General features: G+C 41.0%; 20 protein-coding genes and 1 pseudogene. 14 read left to right on the top strand and 7 right to left on the bottom strand.

Going from position 1 to position 19,994, the window contains the following annotated elements:
* Entirely contained in the window at positions 1-276 is a 276-nt protein-coding gene (locus tag ACP26M_RS08440; protein ID WP_426587893.1) for a hypothetical protein, read from the top strand.
* Between the two features lie 2 nt (positions 277-278).
* Positions 279-2,187 (top strand): annotated as a pseudogene (gene mobC, locus ACP26M_RS08435) (conjugal transfer protein MobC).
* A 137-nt stretch (positions 2,188-2,324) separates the two neighbouring features.
* On the opposite strand, the gene ACP26M_RS08430 reads toward mobC, so the two are convergent.
* The 5 genes from ACP26M_RS08430 to ACP26M_RS08410 all read right to left on the bottom strand — a co-directional run bounded on the left by ACP26M_RS08430 (position 2,325) and on the right by ACP26M_RS08410 (position 6,483).
* Positions 2,325-3,134 (bottom strand): alpha/beta fold hydrolase, encoded by an 810-nt coding sequence (locus tag ACP26M_RS08430; RefSeq protein ID WP_426587891.1) that lies wholly within the window; start codon positions 3,132-3,134, stop codon positions 2,325-2,327.
* 80 nt (positions 3,135-3,214) lie between these two features.
* Positions 3,215-3,838 carry a Crp/Fnr family transcriptional regulator gene (locus tag ACP26M_RS08425; protein WP_426587889.1) on the bottom strand — a complete coding sequence of 208 codons (624 nt, stop codon included), beginning with the start codon at positions 3,836-3,838 and terminating at the stop codon, positions 3,215-3,217.
* 113 nt (positions 3,839-3,951) lie between these two features.
* A complete protein-coding gene (locus tag ACP26M_RS08420; RefSeq protein ID WP_426587887.1) occupies positions 3,952-4,632 on the bottom strand; it encodes a metal-dependent hydrolase in 681 nt (226 codons plus the stop codon).
* A 22-nt stretch (positions 4,633-4,654) separates the two neighbouring features.
* A complete protein-coding gene (locus ACP26M_RS08415; RefSeq protein WP_426587885.1) occupies positions 4,655-5,509 on the bottom strand; it encodes an alpha/beta fold hydrolase in 855 nt (284 codons plus the stop codon).
* Between the two features lie 38 nt (positions 5,510-5,547).
* Entirely contained in the window at positions 5,548-6,483 is a 936-nt protein-coding gene (locus ACP26M_RS08410; protein WP_426587883.1) for an alpha/beta fold hydrolase, read from the bottom strand.
* Positions 6,484-6,690: 207 nt separating this feature from the next.
* Between ACP26M_RS08410 and ACP26M_RS08405 the strand changes: the two genes are divergently transcribed.
* Both ACP26M_RS08405 and ACP26M_RS08400 read left to right on the top strand, forming a co-directional pair.
* Entirely contained in the window at positions 6,691-7,290 is a 600-nt protein-coding gene (locus tag ACP26M_RS08405) for a TetR/AcrR family transcriptional regulator (RefSeq protein WP_426587881.1), read from the top strand.
* A gap of 91 nt (positions 7,291-7,381) precedes the next feature.
* Entirely contained in the window at positions 7,382-7,720 is a 339-nt protein-coding gene (locus tag ACP26M_RS08400) for a hypothetical protein (RefSeq protein WP_426587879.1), read from the top strand.
* A 60-nt stretch (positions 7,721-7,780) separates the two neighbouring features.
* Here the strand turns inward: ACP26M_RS08400 and ACP26M_RS08395 are convergent, their stop codons facing one another.
* Positions 7,781-8,641: a restriction endonuclease gene (locus ACP26M_RS08395; protein ID WP_426587877.1), complete on the bottom strand. Its 861-nt coding sequence runs from the start codon at positions 8,639-8,641 to the stop codon at positions 7,781-7,783.
* Between the two features lie 5 nt (positions 8,642-8,646).
* The gene (locus ACP26M_RS08390; protein ID WP_426587875.1) at positions 8,647-9,684 is read right to left on the bottom strand and encodes a bacteriophage abortive infection AbiH family protein; all 1,038 of its coding nucleotides are present in this window, start codon (positions 9,682-9,684) and stop codon (positions 8,647-8,649) included.
* 346 nt (positions 9,685-10,030) lie between these two features.
* On the opposite strand from ACP26M_RS08390, the gene ACP26M_RS08385 reads away from it, so the two are divergent.
* From ACP26M_RS08385 to ACP26M_RS08340, 10 genes are all read left to right on the top strand, one after another.
* Positions 10,031-10,231: a hypothetical protein gene (locus ACP26M_RS08385; protein ID WP_426587873.1), complete on the top strand. Its 201-nt coding sequence runs from the start codon at positions 10,031-10,033 to the stop codon at positions 10,229-10,231.
* 63 nt (positions 10,232-10,294) lie between these two features.
* On the top strand, positions 10,295-11,656 hold the full coding sequence (locus tag ACP26M_RS08380; RefSeq protein ID WP_426587871.1) for a radical SAM protein: 1,362 nt from the start codon (positions 10,295-10,297) through the stop codon (positions 11,654-11,656).
* Complete coding sequence (locus ACP26M_RS08375; protein WP_426587869.1) at positions 11,649-12,611, top strand: hypothetical protein; 963 nt, start codon at positions 11,649-11,651, stop codon at positions 12,609-12,611. The genes ACP26M_RS08380 and ACP26M_RS08375 overlap by 8 nt, the downstream gene beginning before the upstream one ends.
* Positions 12,612-13,155: 544 nt before the next feature.
* Positions 13,156-13,428: a hypothetical protein gene (locus tag ACP26M_RS08370; RefSeq protein ID WP_426587867.1), complete on the top strand. Its 273-nt coding sequence runs from the start codon at positions 13,156-13,158 to the stop codon at positions 13,426-13,428.
* Positions 13,429-13,529: 101 nt separating this feature from the next.
* Positions 13,530-13,760, top strand: a complete 231-nt coding sequence (locus ACP26M_RS08365) for a hypothetical protein (protein WP_426587865.1) — start codon at positions 13,530-13,532, stop codon at positions 13,758-13,760.
* 481 nt (positions 13,761-14,241) lie between these two features.
* Positions 14,242-15,498: a putative DNA modification/repair radical SAM protein gene (locus ACP26M_RS08360; RefSeq protein ID WP_426587863.1), complete on the top strand. Its 1,257-nt coding sequence runs from the start codon at positions 14,242-14,244 to the stop codon at positions 15,496-15,498.
* Between the two features lie 2 nt (positions 15,499-15,500).
* A complete protein-coding gene (locus ACP26M_RS08355) occupies positions 15,501-16,259 on the top strand; it encodes a TIGR03915 family putative DNA repair protein (RefSeq protein ID WP_426587861.1) in 759 nt (252 codons plus the stop codon).
* Between the two features lie 651 nt (positions 16,260-16,910).
* Entirely contained in the window at positions 16,911-18,251 is a 1,341-nt protein-coding gene (locus ACP26M_RS08350) for a PhoH family protein (protein WP_426587859.1), read from the top strand.
* Positions 18,252-18,429: 178 nt separating this feature from the next.
* Positions 18,430-19,089 (top strand): MBL fold metallo-hydrolase, encoded by a 660-nt coding sequence (locus tag ACP26M_RS08345; RefSeq protein ID WP_426587857.1) that lies wholly within the window; start codon positions 18,430-18,432, stop codon positions 19,087-19,089.
* 262 nt (positions 19,090-19,351) lie between these two features.
* Entirely contained in the window at positions 19,352-19,984 is a 633-nt protein-coding gene (locus ACP26M_RS08340) for an HAD family hydrolase (RefSeq protein WP_426587855.1), read from the top strand.
* Positions 19,985-19,994 lie beyond the last annotated feature (10 nt).

Below are 19,994 nucleotides of genomic sequence, written 5' to 3'. Positions count from 1 at the left end.
GTGACATTCATCGATCAGAAAAACAAGGCGGTTTTCAATGGCAGTGATCTGGGCAAAGCCTATAGCGCGAACCTGCTGAGTGCCCGGTTCCTGCCGGAGCCAACCTCCAAAACGGCAAGACTACAGCACGATCATGATATATTGAATGATAACACAAGCAGCCCGGCAACCACCGGAATCGATGAATTAATGGACGTTCTGTTTGCGCCCGAACGAGAAGACCTGGCAGCGCTCAACAAATTCAAAAAAAAGAAACGTAAAGGACTAAATCTATAGCTATGCAAACCGGAGAAAATGAACAGGCCTTGCGTAAGATCATTGATTTTACCCGCCTCTTAAGTATCGCCTTATTGATCATTCATTTCTACTTACGCTGTTATCCTGCATTCCGGGAACTGAAGCTTACCCATAAAATTGTCGATCATATTTTAGGGCCGCTTTCCGGAATGGCGATCTTCAGGACCGTTCTCCTTGCGAAACTGAGCGCCCTGCTTTTACTGATCGTTTCTCTTATCGGCAGCAAGGGTAAACGGGATGAGAAGATCCGGCCGCGAACCATCGTGACTTATTGCCTGAACGGGTTGCTGCTTTATTTTATCAGCGGTTTGTTCCTGGCTTTACCGTTATCCAATCAGGTGATCGCTCCTGCTTATATAGCTGTGACCGCTTTGGGCTATCTTTTGTTTATGACCGGCGGCGGCATGTTGTTCCGAATGCTGAAACTCAAATTAGCCGGTGATATTTTTAATAAATACAACGAAACATTCCCGCAGGAAGAACGCCTGCTGGAAAACGAATTCTCCATTAATTTGCCGGCCAGATACCAGTTAAAAGGCAAAGAGCGGAATAGCTGGATCAATATCATCAATCCGTTTCGCGGTACCCTGATTGGCGGCAGTCCGGGAGCAGGTAAATCTTACTTTGTCATCCGGCACATCATTACACAGCATATCCGAAGGCTTCAGTATGCTTATCTATGATTTCAAATACGATGACCTGTCCCGGATCGCCTATAATGCGCTCCGGGAATATGGCGAGCGTTCTTTCTACGTGATCAATTTTGAAAATATTATGCACCGCAGCAATCCGCTCGAACCGGAAACGATGCTGGATATTACCGATGCCATTGAATCGGCCCGGACGGTCATGCTCGGGCTAAATCGCGAATGGATACGCAAACAAGGCGACTTTTTCGTAGAGTCGCCTATCAACTTTGTAACCGCCCTGATCTGGTTTCTTAAAAAATATGAGGGTGGTAAATATTGTACCTTGCCGCACGTGATCGAATTATCCCTGGTAGATTACAAAGACCTTTTTGCAGTACTTAGTACAGAGCCGGAAATAGAAGTATTGATCAATCCCTTTATCTCCGCCTGGAAGAATGAAGCCTATGAACAACTGGAAGGTCAGATCGCCAGTGCCAAGATCAGCCTGGCGCGTTTGTCTTCACCGCAGTTGTATTACGTTTTAAGCGGCAATGATTTTTCCCTGGATATCAATAATCCAGATGACCCTAAAGTAGTTTGTCTGGCCAATAATCCGCAGAAGTCACAGGTATATGGTGCGGTGCTATCCTTGTACGTGAACCGGATCAATAAACTGGTTAACCGCAAAAATCAGCAGAAATGCAGCCTCATCTTTGATGAATTTCCCACCATTTATTTTAACGGCATCGATAACCTGATCGCCACCGCGCGCTCCAATAAAGTCGCCGTTACTTTGGCTGTTCAGGATTACAGCCAGCTTAAAAAAGATTACGGTCGCGAACAGGCAGAAGTCATTATGAACATCGTTGGTAATATTATTTGCGGGCAGGTTACCGGCGATACCGCCAAGCAATTGGCCGAACGGTTCGGCAAGATCAACCAGGTTAAAGAAAGTGTATCCATTAATAGCAGTGATACCTCTGTCAGCCGTTCAACGCAATTGGATTATGCCATTCCCGCCTCTAAAATTGCCGGCCTGTCTTCGGGTGAATTCGTCGGTATGGTTGCCGATGACCCCGCCAAGAAAATAGAACTTAAAACCTTTCATTGCCAGATACAAAATAATCATGAAGCGATCCAGGCGGAAGAATACAAATACCAGTCGATAGCCAATGTCCGTCAGATGGGAACTAATGAAATATTGCTCAATTACCAGCATATCAAGGCCGATATAGTGGAATTGGTAGCAGCTATGGTTTAACTAGAGCTTAGACCTCCTTGGCGCCACAAACATGCCCATTGATAGACCGATACGCGGGTAAAAGTAATTATCTGCGTAATAATAAGCTATAAGCCCGACACCGGTCCAATGTACCGATGTCAGGCAAGTGCAACTGATCAATGACCAATTTTTGTCAGCAGAATACTGACAGAATCCGGCTTGGACAAAAAAGGGGAATGGCTTGTATTTAACTGATAAGTTGTTTTGATGTCTGCAGCTGCGATCATGCGGTTTTGCAGGGAAAGTGAGATCACGTGATCTTGCAAGGTTTTAATGTAAACCTTATCAATTGACCCGTAATTAGCGACAGTTAATACCACTTTGTTAGTGAATGGAATGGATGGTTCCACACGAAAGTTCTTCAATACCAGGTTTTTGATCGCATCGGTGCCGTCCTGGATGAAGATGTTGGTAATGTTTTCATGGACCACATCCAGGGTTAACTGGTCTGCTGATGGCCTGAGTGAGGGGCCCAAAAGTGCGTCTGCATCGGTGTTAGCCAGGTCCAGGAGCGATTGACCGCTGGCCGGTAAATAAGCACCGATATAAACGAGTTTTTGGATCTTGGAGGGCACTTTTTCAGCTACTGCTGATATGATCACGCCGCCAAGGCTGTGTCCAACGAGTACGACTTTTCCATCCACTTTATTGATCGCATCGATCACTTTGTCTCTGTAGACATCAATACTCAACGTCTGTGGAGCAGTCTGATCGGCGCCATGGCCGGAAAGTTCTATAACAATGGCATGGTCGCCATTTTTTTCCAGTGCCGCTTTTACATTATCCCAGACATAGGGAGCTTGCCATGCACCATGGACCAGAACAAAAGTTGACGATTTTGCCTGCACATTATTATCTTTTGAACAGCCGGAGAGCGCTACTGTAAGGAAGACTAAGAACAGTAGTGGAAATATTAGCTTTTTCATCTTTATTAATTGCCTGATTGTACAGACATGCCAAAACTATGGATGAAAAAATCCGGAAATTTTAACCCGGGTTAAAATCGTCACTTCAGGGCTGGTGTCTTTTCTTTTCCGGACGCCGGGTGCATCATTCGTTTGCGGATGCGGCTCAGGGACGGGCCTTCAATACCCAGATAAGAGGCGACATGATACAGGGGGACGCTTTGCATGATATCGGGATGCAGCTTTAGCATCTCCAGATAACGGTCCTCGGGTGTTCTGAATAGAAATCCCTCTGTATTGGTCATAAGCTCATTCAGCGAAGATTCGGCATAGATACGTCCGAATCGCTCCCATGCAGGCGAGATATCATACAAGTGATGTAAATGGTCATAATGAATATAAAGCGTCTCCGAATTGGACATGGCCTCCGTATAATACTCACAACTCGTTTGAGTCAGGAAACTCTTAAAAGAACTCATGAACTGGTTATTGGTAAAAAACAGTACGTTGCGTTCCGTTCCAGTAGGTTCATGGTATTTATAGATCCGGAAAACGCCGCTGATCACAAAACCGAAATACTTGCAAACATTTTTATATTCATTGTAAAACTCTCCTTTTTTGTAGTTCTTTTCCTGCCAGAATTTTTTTGACAAGGCAAAGTCCTCAGCAGGCATCCCGGAGATCTGCCTGGTGATTTCTTCTAACCGCTTTAACTTTTCTTCCATATTTCCTGTTATTCTTTAAGTGCTTCTGACCGTTTCCCCATTATTTGTCTAGTAATAGCGAATTAATAAAAGAACAGGGGCAGATCACCCGCCCCTGCCATCAAAACAAATCATTACAACACAAAGGTTTCACCGATCTCCGGTAAGTGCAGTTTGATGCCTGCCCGGGCAAACTTTTCAGCACTGGCCGTCTTATCGATCTGTATAAAACCAAAAGTGTCGTAATGGACCCCGATTACCTGGCCGACGCCTACCATATTGGCCGCCTCAATCGCATCGTCGGTTCCCATCGTCAGATTCTCGCCTATCGGAAAGACCGCGAAATCAAGTTCTGCCCATTTTGGGACCAGCGTCATATCGAGCGTTAAAGCCGTATCGCCGCTATAATAAAAATTACCTTCAGTGGTTTTCACAATAAACCCAGCAGTTGCACCGGCGTAAGATCCGCCGGAGAAACTGCTGGAATGCTGTGCTGTAACAGACTTTACCGTACCGAAGTTAAATGCAAACTGTCCACCTGGATTAAGGGGGTGAGCGTTCTCTATTCCCTGTTTAGTGAAATGATCGTATAATTCCCATGCACCGATGATCTTGGCACCTGTGCGTTTCGCGATACTCACCGCGTCAAGCATATAATCAAAATGGCCATGTGATACCAGAATGTAATCTGCCGCTATCCTTTCAGTATCAATGTCTTTAGCAAGCTCATTGCCGGTAATGAACGGGTCGAACAAAAGTGTTTTGCCTCCCGCAACCACTGTGAAGCAGGAATGGCCATAATAGGTAATTTTCATATTGTCAGAAAAAAATGATCTCTTAGATAGTTCCGTTCAGGAACAGGCGGACCTGGCAGACAAAGTTCTCGTGGAACTGGAACTGGCTCCCATGGCTCGAATCCGGATAAAGGATCAGTTGCGCATTGGGCAGTTCCTGTTGAAGGGTGTAAGCGTTAACCGTCGGGAATATAACATCGCCCTTGCCGTTTACCAGCAACACCGGATGTTTGATCTCTTTAAGATACTCAAAAGATCTCGCTCTTTTTTTACCCCATTGAGAGATCGCTGCTAATTGAGATGGTACGACCAAGTCACTTAATGCGGCATCGCGGCCCTCTTTGCGGGACCTGGTACGCTCTAAATAAGCCCAGCCCGCTGCCTGGCTGCTTTCTGTCGGCGCAAAGAAAGTGTCCAGCAATAATTCATCCGGTTGATCATAAGGTTTGTCAAACAGAGCCCAAACTTCAGGGCTGAAGGTTTCCAGTCCTTCACCGCCTCTTGGACCTGAACCGACCAAAATAACACGGTTCACTAAATCTGGTTGATCCAGAACAACTTGCTGCGCAACAAAACTACCCATTGAAAAACCCAGGATGTCTATCTTGTCCAGACCGAGCGTTGCAATAAAATCTTGCGCGTCATTGGCGATCTCGGCGATGGTATGTGGCGGTTCACCCCCTGAACCGGCTATGCCTCGGTTATCAAAAATGATGATCTCTCGCTCCTGGGATAATGGGTCCAGCACGGCTGGGTCCCAGTTGTCCATGGTGCCGGTGAAATATTGGAATAAAACTAAAGGCAATTTGCCAGGCTTACCAAAACGACGGTAAGCAAATTTAGTGCCTCTCACATCCGCAAACTGTGTAGGGACGGTTAAAGTGGTATATGAACTCATTTTATTTTGTATTTAAGATGTTGAAAATCGATTACTGTTTAAGCTTCATCTAAGAATTGACCAATTTGATTAAGGAACAATTCGGGATATTGATAATGGGGGGCATGGTTTGCATCAGGGTAAATAATAAGTGATGCATTTGGCAGGTGTTCTTTCAGCGTAACTGAATTAATGGTCGGGCAAATGATGTCCTGGTCTCCGTGAACGACCAGAATCGGCTGTTTGATGTCTTTCAGGTAATCAAAGCTGTTTTCCTGAAGTTTGCCCCAACCAAAAATAGCAGCCAGTTGAGCAGGGACAACACTATCTGTCAATGCCGGTTCTTTGCCAACCCGTGCACGGATCCGTGTTAAATATGCCCATCCTGCTTTCTGGCTTTTTGCTGTAGGCGTAAAGAAGGTGTCCAGCAATAGTTCATCGGCATGGGGATATTGCTTTTTGAACAACGCCCACACCTGGGGCGAATAATCTGTCATTCTTTCGCCGCCTCGCGGTCCTGTCCCAACAAGGATCAGTTTACGGATAAGTTCGGGATGGTCCAAAGTAAGTTGCTGGGCAACCATGCCGCCTATCGAAAATCCGAAAAGGTCGATTTTTTTCAACCCCAAAGCATCGATGAATGCGGCAGCATCTTTGGCCATTGCGCCAATGGTGTCGGGCGTTTTACCGCCTGAAGCGGCAACACCTCTATTATCAAAGATGATCACTTCACGGTCTCTTGCCAGTCCGTCCATGACGATTGGGTCCCAGTTATCCATAGTACCGGTCAGGTAATTGGTAAAGACCATTGGTATACCTGTTTTTCTTCCGAACCTTCGGTATGCGAATTTCACACCATCTACCGTGACGTACGCTGTAGATGCTGTTTTTGCCGCCACGCCGGTTGCTGCGGAAGCGAGTAAGTTGCCTTTAGGCAACAAGGCGAAACCGGCAGTTGCGATTGAGCCTAATTTTAAAAAATCTTTTCTGTCCATTTTATTGATCTTAATGCCGGACCGGTTGATCAGACGCGGTCCCTTGAGATTGAATTAATAATTGTTTAATTTATTACAGCCATAATGACGGGACAAATATAGAATGAACGATTGTTCATTTTAAAGTGCGCTAGTGTATGTTTACGTTGTATTGACAAAAATGAACGAATGTTCATTGTATTTTTGTCAATACAATTAAGACAAACTATGAACAAATCAGAAAAGACCAGGCAGTACATTATTGAGAAGACAGCTCCGCTTTTTAATACCAAGGGAGTTGCCGCAACAGCTGTAAGTGATATCATGGAAGCCACTCAAATGGCCAAAGGAAGCTTGTACGTCCATTTTGAAAATAAAGAAGACCTGACTTATTGTGCGGTTGATTGGAACTTGAATGAATTCATCAACAAAGTCTCTGCTGAAGCTGAAAAGTTCGAAGGTCCCAAAGCTAAATTCTGCGGTATGCTGGATTACCTGAGTGATCCCCTCAACCCGCCGGTACAAGGCGGCTGCCCCATGATGAATTTCGGAATGGAGGCGGATGATACCAACCCGGTTATCCGAAACAAAGTATATAATACCATATGCACGGTTCAGCAAAATATGGTCGATCTTCTTGCTGAAGGAGTGAGGACGGGTGTTTTTAATCCGGATTGGGATTATAAGGAATTTGCTATGAAAGCCTATGCCATGGTTGAGGGGGGCATCCTGGTGGCCAGGGTATCGCAGGATATTAGACAAATGAAAATGCTCGTCAACATTTTGAAACGCGAGATCAACGAACAATCAATTGAGATCATTGCGTAGGTGAGCAAAAATTAACATCTAATATGAAAAAACATCCGTTAAGAGAATTTAAAGAAACAGTCGGCGCGAGCCGGAAGGATTGAAGGCGCTGTTGGCAGACGACGTGATATTTTCAAGTCCGATATTCAGTCGCGAGGTGATCGGCAGAGACCTGGTGGCGAAGATCATGCTGACATCTGCCACTGTTCGCGATGGTAAGTTCACCCATGAATTCAAGGAGGGTAATGAAACTATTCTGATCTGGGAAGGTACCATAGACGGCCATAAGCTGGTCAGTTTTGAGCTGATCGTGGACGACGACGAGGGTAAGATCAAATACCGCTCTGTAGCGTTCAAACCGTATCCGGTAACCACGCTGTTCAGGACGGCAATGTATGTGCAATTAAAAGAGCTGGTCCCCGCGGATATGTGGGAACTTCAACAAGTATAAGAAAGATAGTTTTAGAAATACCAATATGCTGTAAACGCTTTTTCAAGCTTCAAGACAACCTCAAGGGTCTTGCGGTAGATTCCAAAGCAATCCACTCTTTGACAAGGTAAGCTTTCTCTTGTCGAAAAGTTCATCCATGATCATCCATACCTGATCGGTCAAGGTAAACGTTTTTTTAGAGCTCTTATCAATTTTTGCAAAGAAGCCGGTAATCACTATTTTTTCGAAAGCTATTTCGCCGTTCGATTGTCTCCAGAACAATTTGCGGTTGAGTGGATATGTTATCGTTGTTGTCTTTAAAAGCTCACCTCTTCTTTGTACTTCTTTAGAAAATTCTCCTGTAAATTCACTTAGCGAAATCGTATTTCCATTAGCATCATGGAATTTGACATACTGTAGGGCGATCATTTCTTCCTCATCAGCAACAGCAAGAGTTTTATCGTCAAAGTCGATGCTAGTAATAACTCCACGCGAAACTATCGCATTGAAATTTAAGTTCAGAATACCAAGCTCCACTATTTTGTTAAACTCTGCGTCATTTTTCCCGGCTTCCCTCAGTTCAACAAGCTTTATCCCCAAGTGAGCTGCATAGGTTAGCGTATCCGGTGTAAACCCTGCTTTACAGACAATAACGCCGCTCGCTATATCTGAATCGCTCATGATCTGGGCGAGCTTCATAACGACGTCTTTGTCTACCTTTTTATTCCAGTATTTGCATTCGATTGCTGTAAGCAATTGCAGCTCACCATCGAACTGCTCGGTCAGCACATCGATTTGATGTTCCACGCTGGATTTTCCTATTACCTTGCAGTTGCGCCCATACCCTTTGATCTTAATACCTTCATGTGCACCTAATGCTCCATAGATGTATTGCGTGATAGCTTCATATTCTTTCCAGTCAATCTCGTTTTTATCGGACATAGCTTCTACTTAATTTGAGTTAATAGGCGTTCATTTAATCGGAATGGTTTAATATAATTCGAGTCAATATTTAATTCCTGGGCAAAGTCATTTATCCTATCTAAGTTAGCTTCTGAATGGAAACTGATCTCCCATTCGATATGCTTTGGATTGGTGTTTACCTCTAAAATCTTCTCGAAGTAGGGCATGTCAACTTTAGATAGCGAATGCCCTATTACTGCAATTTTTTTTATTTTATTCAAAGATGAAATAAACCTCTCATGCGTTTGCAGGACTTTTTTAAAATTCTTAGATGATTCTTCGTAATAATCTTCTATTCTTTCCACTGCGAAGTTGATTGCATGATACCCGGCTTCCGAACGCCAGTTGCCTTTCGTCTCGTCTTCCAGAAAATAGGCGAGATAAGTGGGGTTTGAATTGTTGTAGTATTTATTTCTTTTATTCTTCAATCGGAGTTGAAACCTGCGCTCATTTTCGTTTGCTTTTTGCCAATTTTCTAAACTGTTTTCCGGACTTTCTCCGTGCCCTAAAATAATGCTTCCCAGTTTATCCGACTTTTTGCCATGTAGATAGCAGATTTGATCAGGCATGGCTCCGTATGCTGTTTCTACAAAATCAGTATAATTAAAGGACAGGTAAAGAGCGTTAGGATCAAGTTTGATGAGTTGCTGTTGATATCCTTGGGGCATATTCAATGTCCTGATCCATTGATGAAAACATTTCCTTAAGCTTTCTGTCAGTTCATCAACTAAGTTTCCTGCATGATCTTGAGAAAAGAATAGTTCCGCATATGTAAAATCATCATCATCTACTTCATTCGATGGAAAGAAAGGGCTGATATAATCGATGAAGGTTTCCCTGGAAATGGTCAATAGATTTGTTTCAAAGTCCCCCCATATATTTTCGCAATCATATAGATGCTCTAAAGCGTAAAGCAGATCGCGATCATGCTTTGCCAAATAAGTCTTAAAATCGGAGTATTTTGAAGCTATGCCATGATGCAGATCGAATCCATTGCCGATGATATATAGCGTTTCCGACACTTATCTAGTTATTGAGGTTACAAGGTTGATTTCTCACAAAGTATATCAAAAATAACTAATTAAAATCACACCGATATTCATGTATTTAATACGGTGCGCCTTAATGTGCAACTTTCGCACCATTTTTTAGATGATATGCGGCTTCTTGCTAATTTGCTAAGGGATTTTGATGAACCCTGGTGGGCTGTATCTGCACCATAATTAATTAAGGATTGGTCGATTAAATAAACACTTATTTTTATTTAATTTTCAAGGCAATATTAACAAAAGTTGATATTTATTTTTTCGCACTTAATTATAAATCAGGTATATATATTTATATTTACTACAACTTAAATCCAAAGCCATGTCAGAAAAAAAATTAATCATCCAAATTCCCGAAAGCGAGATGTTGTCAAAAGCAAGCTTGAACAATGAAAATCTCGAAGAAATTGTAAGTTCAATGTTTAGCAACGTTGAAAATCCAGGTGTTACTCACGTGGTTGTTAAAAGTACTGCTGATTCTGAAGGAGCTGCTTCAGCTCCAGCCTGGGAAAGATCATGTTAAAATGAACCAGCGTAGCTATTTGAATAATAGTTACGCTGTTATTTTATTTCAACCGCAGCCGATATGTATGCCTTAAGCAAAAACATTAGATTTAAAAGCTATGATTCCAAGCATTTAATTTTTGATCCTTTCACTGGTTCCTGGGCATTTGTTTCGGACATTACAAAAGAAAGAATTAGAATTATAAAATGTTTATTGGAGGATTTCAAAGAGCGAGAATTAGACTCAAATGCAATCACCTTGTTAGAAATTCTTTATAAAAATGGGCTAGCATCTAAAGATGGTAAATTTTCTTGGGCATCGAATAAACTCGACCATTCAAAAAATAAAGTAAATACTATTATATTGAAGATGGTTGGTTACTGTAATTTGGCTTGTAGTTATTGCTACGATTTTGATGAAGAACGATACAAATTAAAGTTATCATTTGAAAATGCGAAGTTAGCAATTGACGGGGTTTGGGAAACGGCCGGTGAAACACTTAATATACTGTTTCACGGGGGAGAGCCGATGATGGCAAAAGATGTGATTTTTAAGGTTGTGGAATATGTCAATCAAAAAAAAATAAAAGAAAATAAATCTATAAGTTACTCAATACAAACCAATGGGACGTTGTTAAATGATGAGTGGGTAGACTTTTTTTTTAAGCATGAGTTTAAGATTGGTCTTTCTCTTGACGGAGTTGGTTCAACTAACGATATAAATAGATATTACCATAACGGGAAGGGATCGTATAAAGACATTCTCGATTGTATCAATAAATACCCGGAAGTTAAAGAAAGAGTAGGCGTCTTAACTACTGTAACAAAAACAAACGTAAAATACCTGTTTGAAATAGCTTTAGAATTAAAAAAACTAGGGTTTAAAACGTGGAAAACTATTTTGTATCAGGACGGAGGAGGAAGGACAGTCGACAATGAAGATAAATTCACTCCAAATCCCGAAGACGTTGTTATAGAATATCTAAAACTATTAGACGGTATAGAATCTGGTATTTTTGATGGTTTCAATATTCAAAGTCTAAAAACTTACATAAGTAACATTGCATCTAATCGGCGCGTAAGTATGTGCCTTCGAAATAGCTGCGGCGCGGCAAATGACTTAATTTCGATATCGGTTAACGGAGAAATAGAAGCTTGCGATTGCATAACCAATAAGAGTTATAATCTAGGTCGGATAACTTCCATCGATTCGATTAAGGTTGGGCTACAATCGGATGCGGCAAAAAACATCAGAAGTCGTAACGTATATAATCTTTACCAATGTCAGAAGTGTGACTGGAGACTTTTTTGCGGAGGGACATGTTTAGCAAAGGCGGGGGAGGTAAGTAAAGTTGATGCAACAGAATGTATGTTATCCATTAATGTATTTAACTCAATATTTTCTTCACTGAGTAAGTCGAATAATTTATTAAAGTATGTTTAGTAATTCTTTCGAACAATACATACTTGAGAAATGTGAGGTTTTAAACAATATAGAATCTTACATGGATTTTCCGACAACTTTATCCAAGTTGGCATTTGATCAAAAATTCTGTGATTTTTTTGGAGGGATTCCGATTATGGAAAGGCATATTAAATTAGAAAATCTTGGAGAATATGTGTATCAAAACGACGTCGGTGGTTACAGGAGTGAATTGTTAAAATCATTGCGATATATTGAACAAACCGGCCAACTCGATAACGTTGATAAATTGATTAACGACCACTGTAAGTGGTTATTTACGACCCTAAATGACGTTATAGCGTTTAAGAATCCTGAATCCGCATACGACCTTTTAAACCAATACGAAATAAATTATAAAAACTTTGAGTTATTGGTTCAGCAAAAAGACAAAAATGGAATAATATTGATGGGCGTTTATAAAAATCACATTGGATTTTTAATTCCGAAATTAATAGAACATAACGAAATTTATATTATCAGGAAACCCAACACAGAACTATCAAAGTCTCCTCTAATAGGATGTTTTTATAACAAAGTAAATCTTATTGACGCAGATCAAAATGGAGGAAAAAAATTATTCTATGCACTAAAAAATAAAAAGATTGTTGGCCTATACAGCGATTTTTTATATCCCGAATCGCGTGCTCAAAAAGGATTTTTGTTTGGAAAACCAGTCAATTTTTCCGAAACATTAGTTCGACTTATCAAAGCTACGAAGTCAACGATAATTCCATTTTCCATAACAAAGCACTCAAAGAATAATAAAATAGTAATAACTATTGAATTTCATGATATAATAAAAGATATTCAAAGTGAGACATCAAGCATTGAAAATTTATTTATTAAAATGAATATATCAACAGAGCTATTAGTGAGAAATAAACCAGAGCAATGGAGGCTTTGGAACACTTTACAACTTAGGTGGTATGAATAAAAAAACCGGCGAAGAAATCTTTCCCCGCCGGTTCCGGCTTTGCTTTAAATGTCAAACTTTGGCTCCATAATGTGCAACTTACGCACCATTTTTTAGCTGATATGCGGCTTCTAGCCAATCTAATGAAGGATGTTGGTGCGCCTGGTTGGGCTCGAACCTGGAACCCACTTTTTTTAATTTTCTGTCTTTCAGAGTTTTTTATTATTTTTGTGTAAGCCCCAAGGGCTCGGAGACCATACTGGCTACCATAGCCGGTAGTATCCTTCAGAAGATATTGATTATCAATAACATACAGAGATGCCTACCTAAGCCAGGTGGGCGCACTTAAGAAGCAGACAGAAATGGCCCTGCTTTTATCCGGTAAAAAGGTCGTTTCTACAGCGGAAACGGCCTTTTTTTAATATTTTTGAGTCGGATTTTTTTCCACGGCGCTGACACCGTAAAAACTACAAAACGTCAGGACTTGCATAATTATTTATTGAATTACACGTAAAACCGTCACCATTCCGTCATGGCGTTTTACCTGGCTTAAAAGAACAGAATTATGGCAACTGTAAAAGCTGTGGTTTATGACCAATTTTATCGAGAAGAAGATGGCACTTACCATGTTCAAATTAACGTGTTTCACAAAGACGTTCGTCGATTTATTGAAACAAACCATTATGGAACCGAACGTCAACTCGATTCGGACAAAAAAATTAAGGATAAGCGCATCTTGAAGTCATTGGACGAAATTTTAACAGATTATCGCAAAACCATCGGCGATCTATCACCCAAATTAGATAAAGCACCTACAATGGGCTCGACACCCCACTGAGCAAGGGTATGCGGAAATTACGCGAAATCATCAGTATTGAAGATATAACTTTTTATTGGGCACGACATTCCTTCGCTACAATTGCCAGAAACAAGTGCCAAATGGACAAGGATAATATTGCTGAAGCGCTAAATCACGTTGACGGCGACCATAAAATCACTGATATATACATCGAAAAAGACTGGGGAATCGTTGATAAGGTGCAGGCTGCTGTTATGAAATTTTTCAGAGAGCTGAATAAACCTAAGCCCGGCAAACCAAAACCAACTCCAGCCAAGGAAATAAATAACCCGATTGATCAACGTAAAACTATGTCCCTCGTAAGTGCATAATGATTTTAACCATATGAGAACATTCATTTTATTTTGCCTAACATGTATCATTGGTACAGGCGCATTCATGTCAGCTTTGTCAGCACAAAACAAGCTACCATTATTTATAATTGGCTTTGCCGTTTGGATAGCGTTTTTGTTATATTTCGTTAAAAAAGTTCGACGATTATTTTAATTTAATTTTTGAAGTGAAATGAAGGATAGTAATATCGATGCAAACACTCTGACACTATCCTTTATAAGCACTCAAGGAAATGGTCTGATTAATCGTAGCGTTGCTAAAGCGGAAATTAAGAACCGGAGGATTTTTAAGGTTCAGTTTACCGATGATGAAAACTGAATATTTCAAGCCTTACCAGTCGTTGAATTCCATTCTGCTTTTATAATTATTGCATACAGCGAAAATAACAAAAGGGTCTTCCCCTTTTATTTATCCCGCACTTTCATTAATTACTAAAAATATTAGTATTTTTGATTTGGTATGAATGAAGATAGGATAACGGAAAAGCTTAATATTTTGGCCGATGCGGCTAAATATGATGTATCATGTGCATCGAGCGGCAGTGAGAGGAAAAATAAAGACAAGGGTTTGGGAAATGCCAGTAACGGAATTTGCCATAGCTATACGGAAGATGGGCGTTGTGTTTCGTTATTGAAGATTCTGCTTACCAATCACTGCATATTTGACTGCGCTTATTGCGTATCCCGCAAAAATAATGATATCAAACGTGCTGCATTTACAGTACAGGAGGTGGTTGATCTCACCATTAATTTTTATCGCCGCAATTATATCGAAGGCTTGTTTTTAAGTTCGGGTATTTTTAAAGATGCCGATTATACCATGGAGCGATTAGTGCACGTAGCAAAAAAACTGCGAACCGAGCATAATTTTAACGGATACATTCACTTAAAATCCATTCCCGGTGCAAGTGTAGAGCTGATGCGAGAGGCTGGATTATATGCCGACAGGCTCAGTGTGAATTTAGAAATGCCAACTGAAGCCGGATTAAAGCTGCTGGCACCTGATAAAAACCGGCAGGACATGATCGACCCGATGCATTTTTTGAACAAGGAGATCATCCGGAATACAGAAGAGAAAAAGCTTTTTAAAAATGCCCCCATGTTTGCACCTGCAGGGCAAAGTACCCAGGTAATTGTCGGCGCCACATCGGAAAGCGATCAGCAGGTGCTGCAATCGGCTAATTATTTCTACAGAAATTTTAACTTAAAACGGGTATATTATTCGGGTTATGTACCTGTGCTGGCCGATAAGCGGCTACCTGCTCTTAATACCACGGTGCCGCTGGTGCGCGAAAATCGTCTTTACCAGGCCGACTGGCTTATGCGTTTTTATGGTTTCCATGTAAACGAGATCGTCAATAGTCAAAATCCATTACTTGATCTGGATATCGATCCCAAACTCAGCTGGGCAATCCGCAATATGCAGGCTTTTCCTATTGATATCAACAAGGCCGATTTGCAACTGATCCTCCGGGTGCCAGGTATCGGTTTGTTATCGGCACAAAAAATTGTGGCTGCACGTAAATTTTCCGGGCTGGGCTGGGAACAGCTAAAAAAAATAGGAGTGGCCATTAACCGGGCGCGATACTTTATTACCTGCAAAAGCAATGAATTTGAACGGCGGGATTTAACGGGGCAAAACATTAAGCAGTTTATTATGGCCCAATCGCAAAGCAAGTACATTCAAAATACACAAACCCAACTTAAACTGTTTTGACAATGAATACACTGATTTACGACGGAACGTTTGAGGGGCTGCTTACAGCTGTGTTTGAAATTTACGAGCGTAAACTGTATCCTGTAAAGTTATTGAAAGGGGAGTGGCGTAACAGTGCCTTGTTTGAAGAGGTTATTCCCATCGTTACTAACGAAGTACGGGTCAACCGGGTATTAAGAGGGTTGCGCAAAAAGCTTTCAGCAGCCGGGGTACAGCGTCTTTACATTAGCCACATGGCCGAAATTGCCGGCGAAGACTGCAACGTGCTTGGTTTTATCCGCCATGTTTTTGACAGCGACCAAAATATTGAAGAAGATTATAGCAATAAATATGTGATGCGCCTGTCGGAAATTTTAAAAATGGTACGGCGCGAAAAACACAGGATGGAGGCTTTTGTTAGGTTTCAAAAACTGAATGACGGAACTTTTTATGCTGCCATTGAGCCTGATTTTAATGTATTGCCGTTGTTAACAAAGCATTTTAAAAGCCGTTACGCTGACCAAAAATGGATGATCTATGATATTAAACGGAAGTACGGGCTATATTATGATCTTCATGATACCCAATTTATTGAAATGGGTTTCGATGAAATGCACAAACCTGTTGATGTTATTGCGGCATATAGCGAAGATGAGTGTGTTTATCAAAACCTTTGGAAGAATTATTTTAATAGCGTAAACATTGTTTCGCGTAAAAATACCAGGCTTCATGTGCGTCACATTCCCAGACGATACTGGCGGCATTTAACAGAGAAAATTTAACGTTTTGCCGATTTTACGCATTTTTTCTTTTTCGATAGAACTGGTTTTTCATGCCTTTTGTTAATAATAGGCAATGTTAATAATGTAGTATGTACTTCAATAAAGCACCTTATTTATACTTAAATGGGACTAAAAGCCAATGTTAATAAGTGTTGATTTGTTGTTAATAACCTGTTAATAAAAACAATCAAAAACATTTGTCAAATCAAGGTAATGTCCCGATATTGAAATCATCAAGAACGACGTACTTTGACAGCCTTTCAGGAAAACAGAAATTGAATCGGGTGAACCTTCGGGGGAACTAAAGATCAAGGGAAGTCCCTGAGTCACAAGAAAAAATGAAAAAGGCGAGAGTCTTTAGAAAAAAGAAAGTGATTAAAGGAGGTACCGGAATTAAGAAGAAGAACTCTACGGAGGGAAACAACAGAAACCGGTGACATTGAAGATAGTCGACCGCTCGTAAGAGCAACGGACGAAAATCATGTCGGTTATAGATACACAAAACTTGATACTGTTGGGCAACTACGGTTAAACAACAGTTTGGAAACGGGAGTTCAAATCGCAAGAGATGACTCCCGTTTTCGCTTTTACAGGTTTTTTGTTTGAGGAGAAATTTTTCTTCAAACCTTAAAATCGTTATTTTAGGCGGATATGAAGGACGGCCGGCGTAATCAGAAGAAAATATTTGTTTTAGATACTTCTGTGATCCTGTATGATCACAACGCATTTCAAAACTTTCAGGAGCACGATGTTGCCATACCCATCCAGGTATTGGAGGAGCTCGATAATAAAAAGAACGGTAACGATACCCGAAACTTCGAGGCCCGAAGCTTTATCCGGCTCATGGATGAGCTATCGCACAATGGGCTGATCAATGAATGGATCCCCCTTAACGGAAAAACCAAAGGCAGCTTTAAAGTTGCCATGGATACTAAAACTACCGGCCAGGATGCCGAGCAGATTTTTGGTTCAGATAAAACGGATCACCGCATCCTCAACGCGGCCCTCGGCTTGCAGGAGGAAAATCCTGGCAAAAAAGTAGTGTTGGTATCAAAAGATATTTGCCTTCGCCTTAAAGCCAAAGCCCTTAATTTGCATGCCGAAGATTATGAAACGGGCAAGATCAAAAACCTGGAGGAACTTTATACAGGTAAAACGGATATAGATAAGGTGACTGAAAAGCTCATTACTACCCTGAATAAAAACGAAAACGTACCGGCCGAAAATTTAAAGATAGGCTCTTACACCAACAATCACTTTTATGTATTAAAAGGGAAAAAAGGAGATACTGTAGGTTTTTACAATTCACAAACTAAGCAGCTTGAAAAAGTTACCGAGCAGCCTGTTTTAAATATTCACCCTCGTAATATCGAGCAGTCTTTTGCTATTCATGCGTTATTGCACCCGGATATTAAATTGGTAACTATACAAGGAAACGCCGGCACGGGTAAAACGCTATTAGCTTTGGCCAGCGCACTTGAGCAACGTAAATATTATCGCCAAATCTTTGTTACCCGCCCTATTGTTCCTTTAAGCAATAAAGATATAGGCTTTTTACCTGGTGATATCAAATCGAAGATTGATCCTTATATGGCCCCGATATGGGATAACCTGAAATTTATAAAGGATCAATTTGCTGATGACGAAAAAATGCAGGCCAAAATTGATGAGTTGGTTAATAATGATAAAATCTCGATCGCCCCGCTGGCATTTATCCGAGGGCGTACACTTAGTAAGATTTTTTTTATTGTTGATGAAGCGCAAAACCTCACCCCGCACGAGGTGAAAACTATCATATCCAGGGCCGGTGAAAATAGCAAATTTGTATTTACAGGTGATATTTACCAGATAGATACTCCATATCTCGATGCCGAAAGTAATGGACTCTCTTACCTGATAGATAAAGCTAAAGGGCATCCGCTTTATGCACACATCACCCTGCAAAAAGGGGAAAGGAGCGAGCTGGCCAATTTGGCAACGGAGCTGTTGTAGAGCCAACCAGCCTTACGAAGTTTTAAAACCTCGTAAGGCTTACGCTTTTATAATTCGCTCCCTAAATTCCTGGAGTGCAAACACCGAGCGTGATATCCGCTTTTCCATCGGGTTTAACTTTTTTCAAACTTCATAATCCTTTCCTATGTATCTTTAGGAAATAAACTCCTATCTGCTTATGAAAATATCAAAGTACCTGCATTCGTGCCTACTTTTTGAGTTGGATGGTTACCAGTTATTATTTGATCCGGGAAAGTTTTCTTTTGCCGAGGGGTTAGTTACAGCGCAAATGTTTGGCGATGTACAAAGTATAGTAATTACGCATATCCACCCCGACCATTTCGATGTCGACATTTTAAAAAATATAGTTGAATTAAGCGGGGCGGTGATTATTACAAATTCACAGGTAGGAAGGGAATTGGATAAGATCAATTTAAAATATATACTTCTTGAAGAGGGCACCCATCGGGCAGGGCCATTTAAACTCCAGGCTTTCCCGGTGAGACATGAGCTTATTATGGATAACCCACTGCCACAAATGACGGGTTTCCTGATCAATAATAAAGTGCTGCACCCGGTTGATTCGATGGAGGATAAACTGTTGAATTTTAAAGGAATTGAATTATTAATTATGGTTACCATGGCGCCATTTGCCAACGAACCAACAATTTCTGCTTTTGCTGATGAGTTACATCCTAAACAGATATTTCCTGTACATGACGGCTATGCAAAAGATTTCTTTATACTTCAGCGCTATGCCGCGTACAAAAAACATTTTGACAAGCAAGGAATCAAGTTTCATGAAATTTATAAAGTAGGGGATGGGATAAGCCTTTAATTTGAAGTCTTAAGCCTTAAGTTCTAAATAGGAAGTCTTGGAGGAAAATCATGACCCAGAACTTTAGATTTACGACTAAAAAGGCAACCCGTTATAAAAGAAACCCCCGCCGAGAGGCGGGGGTTCTTTGCGGGCTCAGCCTCCTGCTAAGCCGACCCGCGTTAACCTTATCACAATGCTAAGGTGAGGATTAATAATGAAGAAAACATGAACATTAATTGCCGTTAATTTTTCATCTTAGCGAAAAACATACTTTTAGCTAATGCATAAACCCGATAGCCTCATTTTTGATATGGACGGAACCCTTTGGGATGCCGTTGACACCTACGCCGAATCATGGAACCTGATATTTCAAAAGCTTGACATTCAAAGGACTATTAAACGAGATGAACTATTGCACGTGATAGGTATGGATGGTAAAAAGCTTACCCGGGTAATGCTGCCCGAATTTGATGAGGAAAAGGGGATGGAGATCTATAATGCGGTAAACCAGGTAAGGCGCGAAATATTACCAACCAGCGGTGGCATTGTGTATAACGGAGTTACTGAAGGCCTGGTACAATTGGCAGGCAAATACAAATTATTTGTATTAAGTAACTGTGCTGTTGGTATTATTCCGCTGTTTTTAACATGGGCAGGCATTAATGAGGTTATTACAGATAGCATGGCTTATGGCACCAACCAGATGCCTAAAAATCACAATATGCATCTGCTCATGAACAAACACAATTTGCAGAACCCGGTTTACATAGGCGATACTAATAGCGATGCCGAACAAACACGCCTTGCCGGCATACCATTTGTGTTTGTTAGTTACGGCTTTGGTAATACCAATGACTATGATCATAAGTTTGACGATTTTGAATCGCTTACCCAATATTATTTGAGTTTGTAAGTTTAGTTTA

It is taken from the genome of Mucilaginibacter sp. R-33, assembly GCF_049949235.1.
GTDB lineage: Bacteria > Bacteroidota > Bacteroidia > Sphingobacteriales > Sphingobacteriaceae > Mucilaginibacter.
Note: the sequence above shows the minus strand (reverse complement) of the source record. Positions and strands in the feature narration are given on the sequence as shown.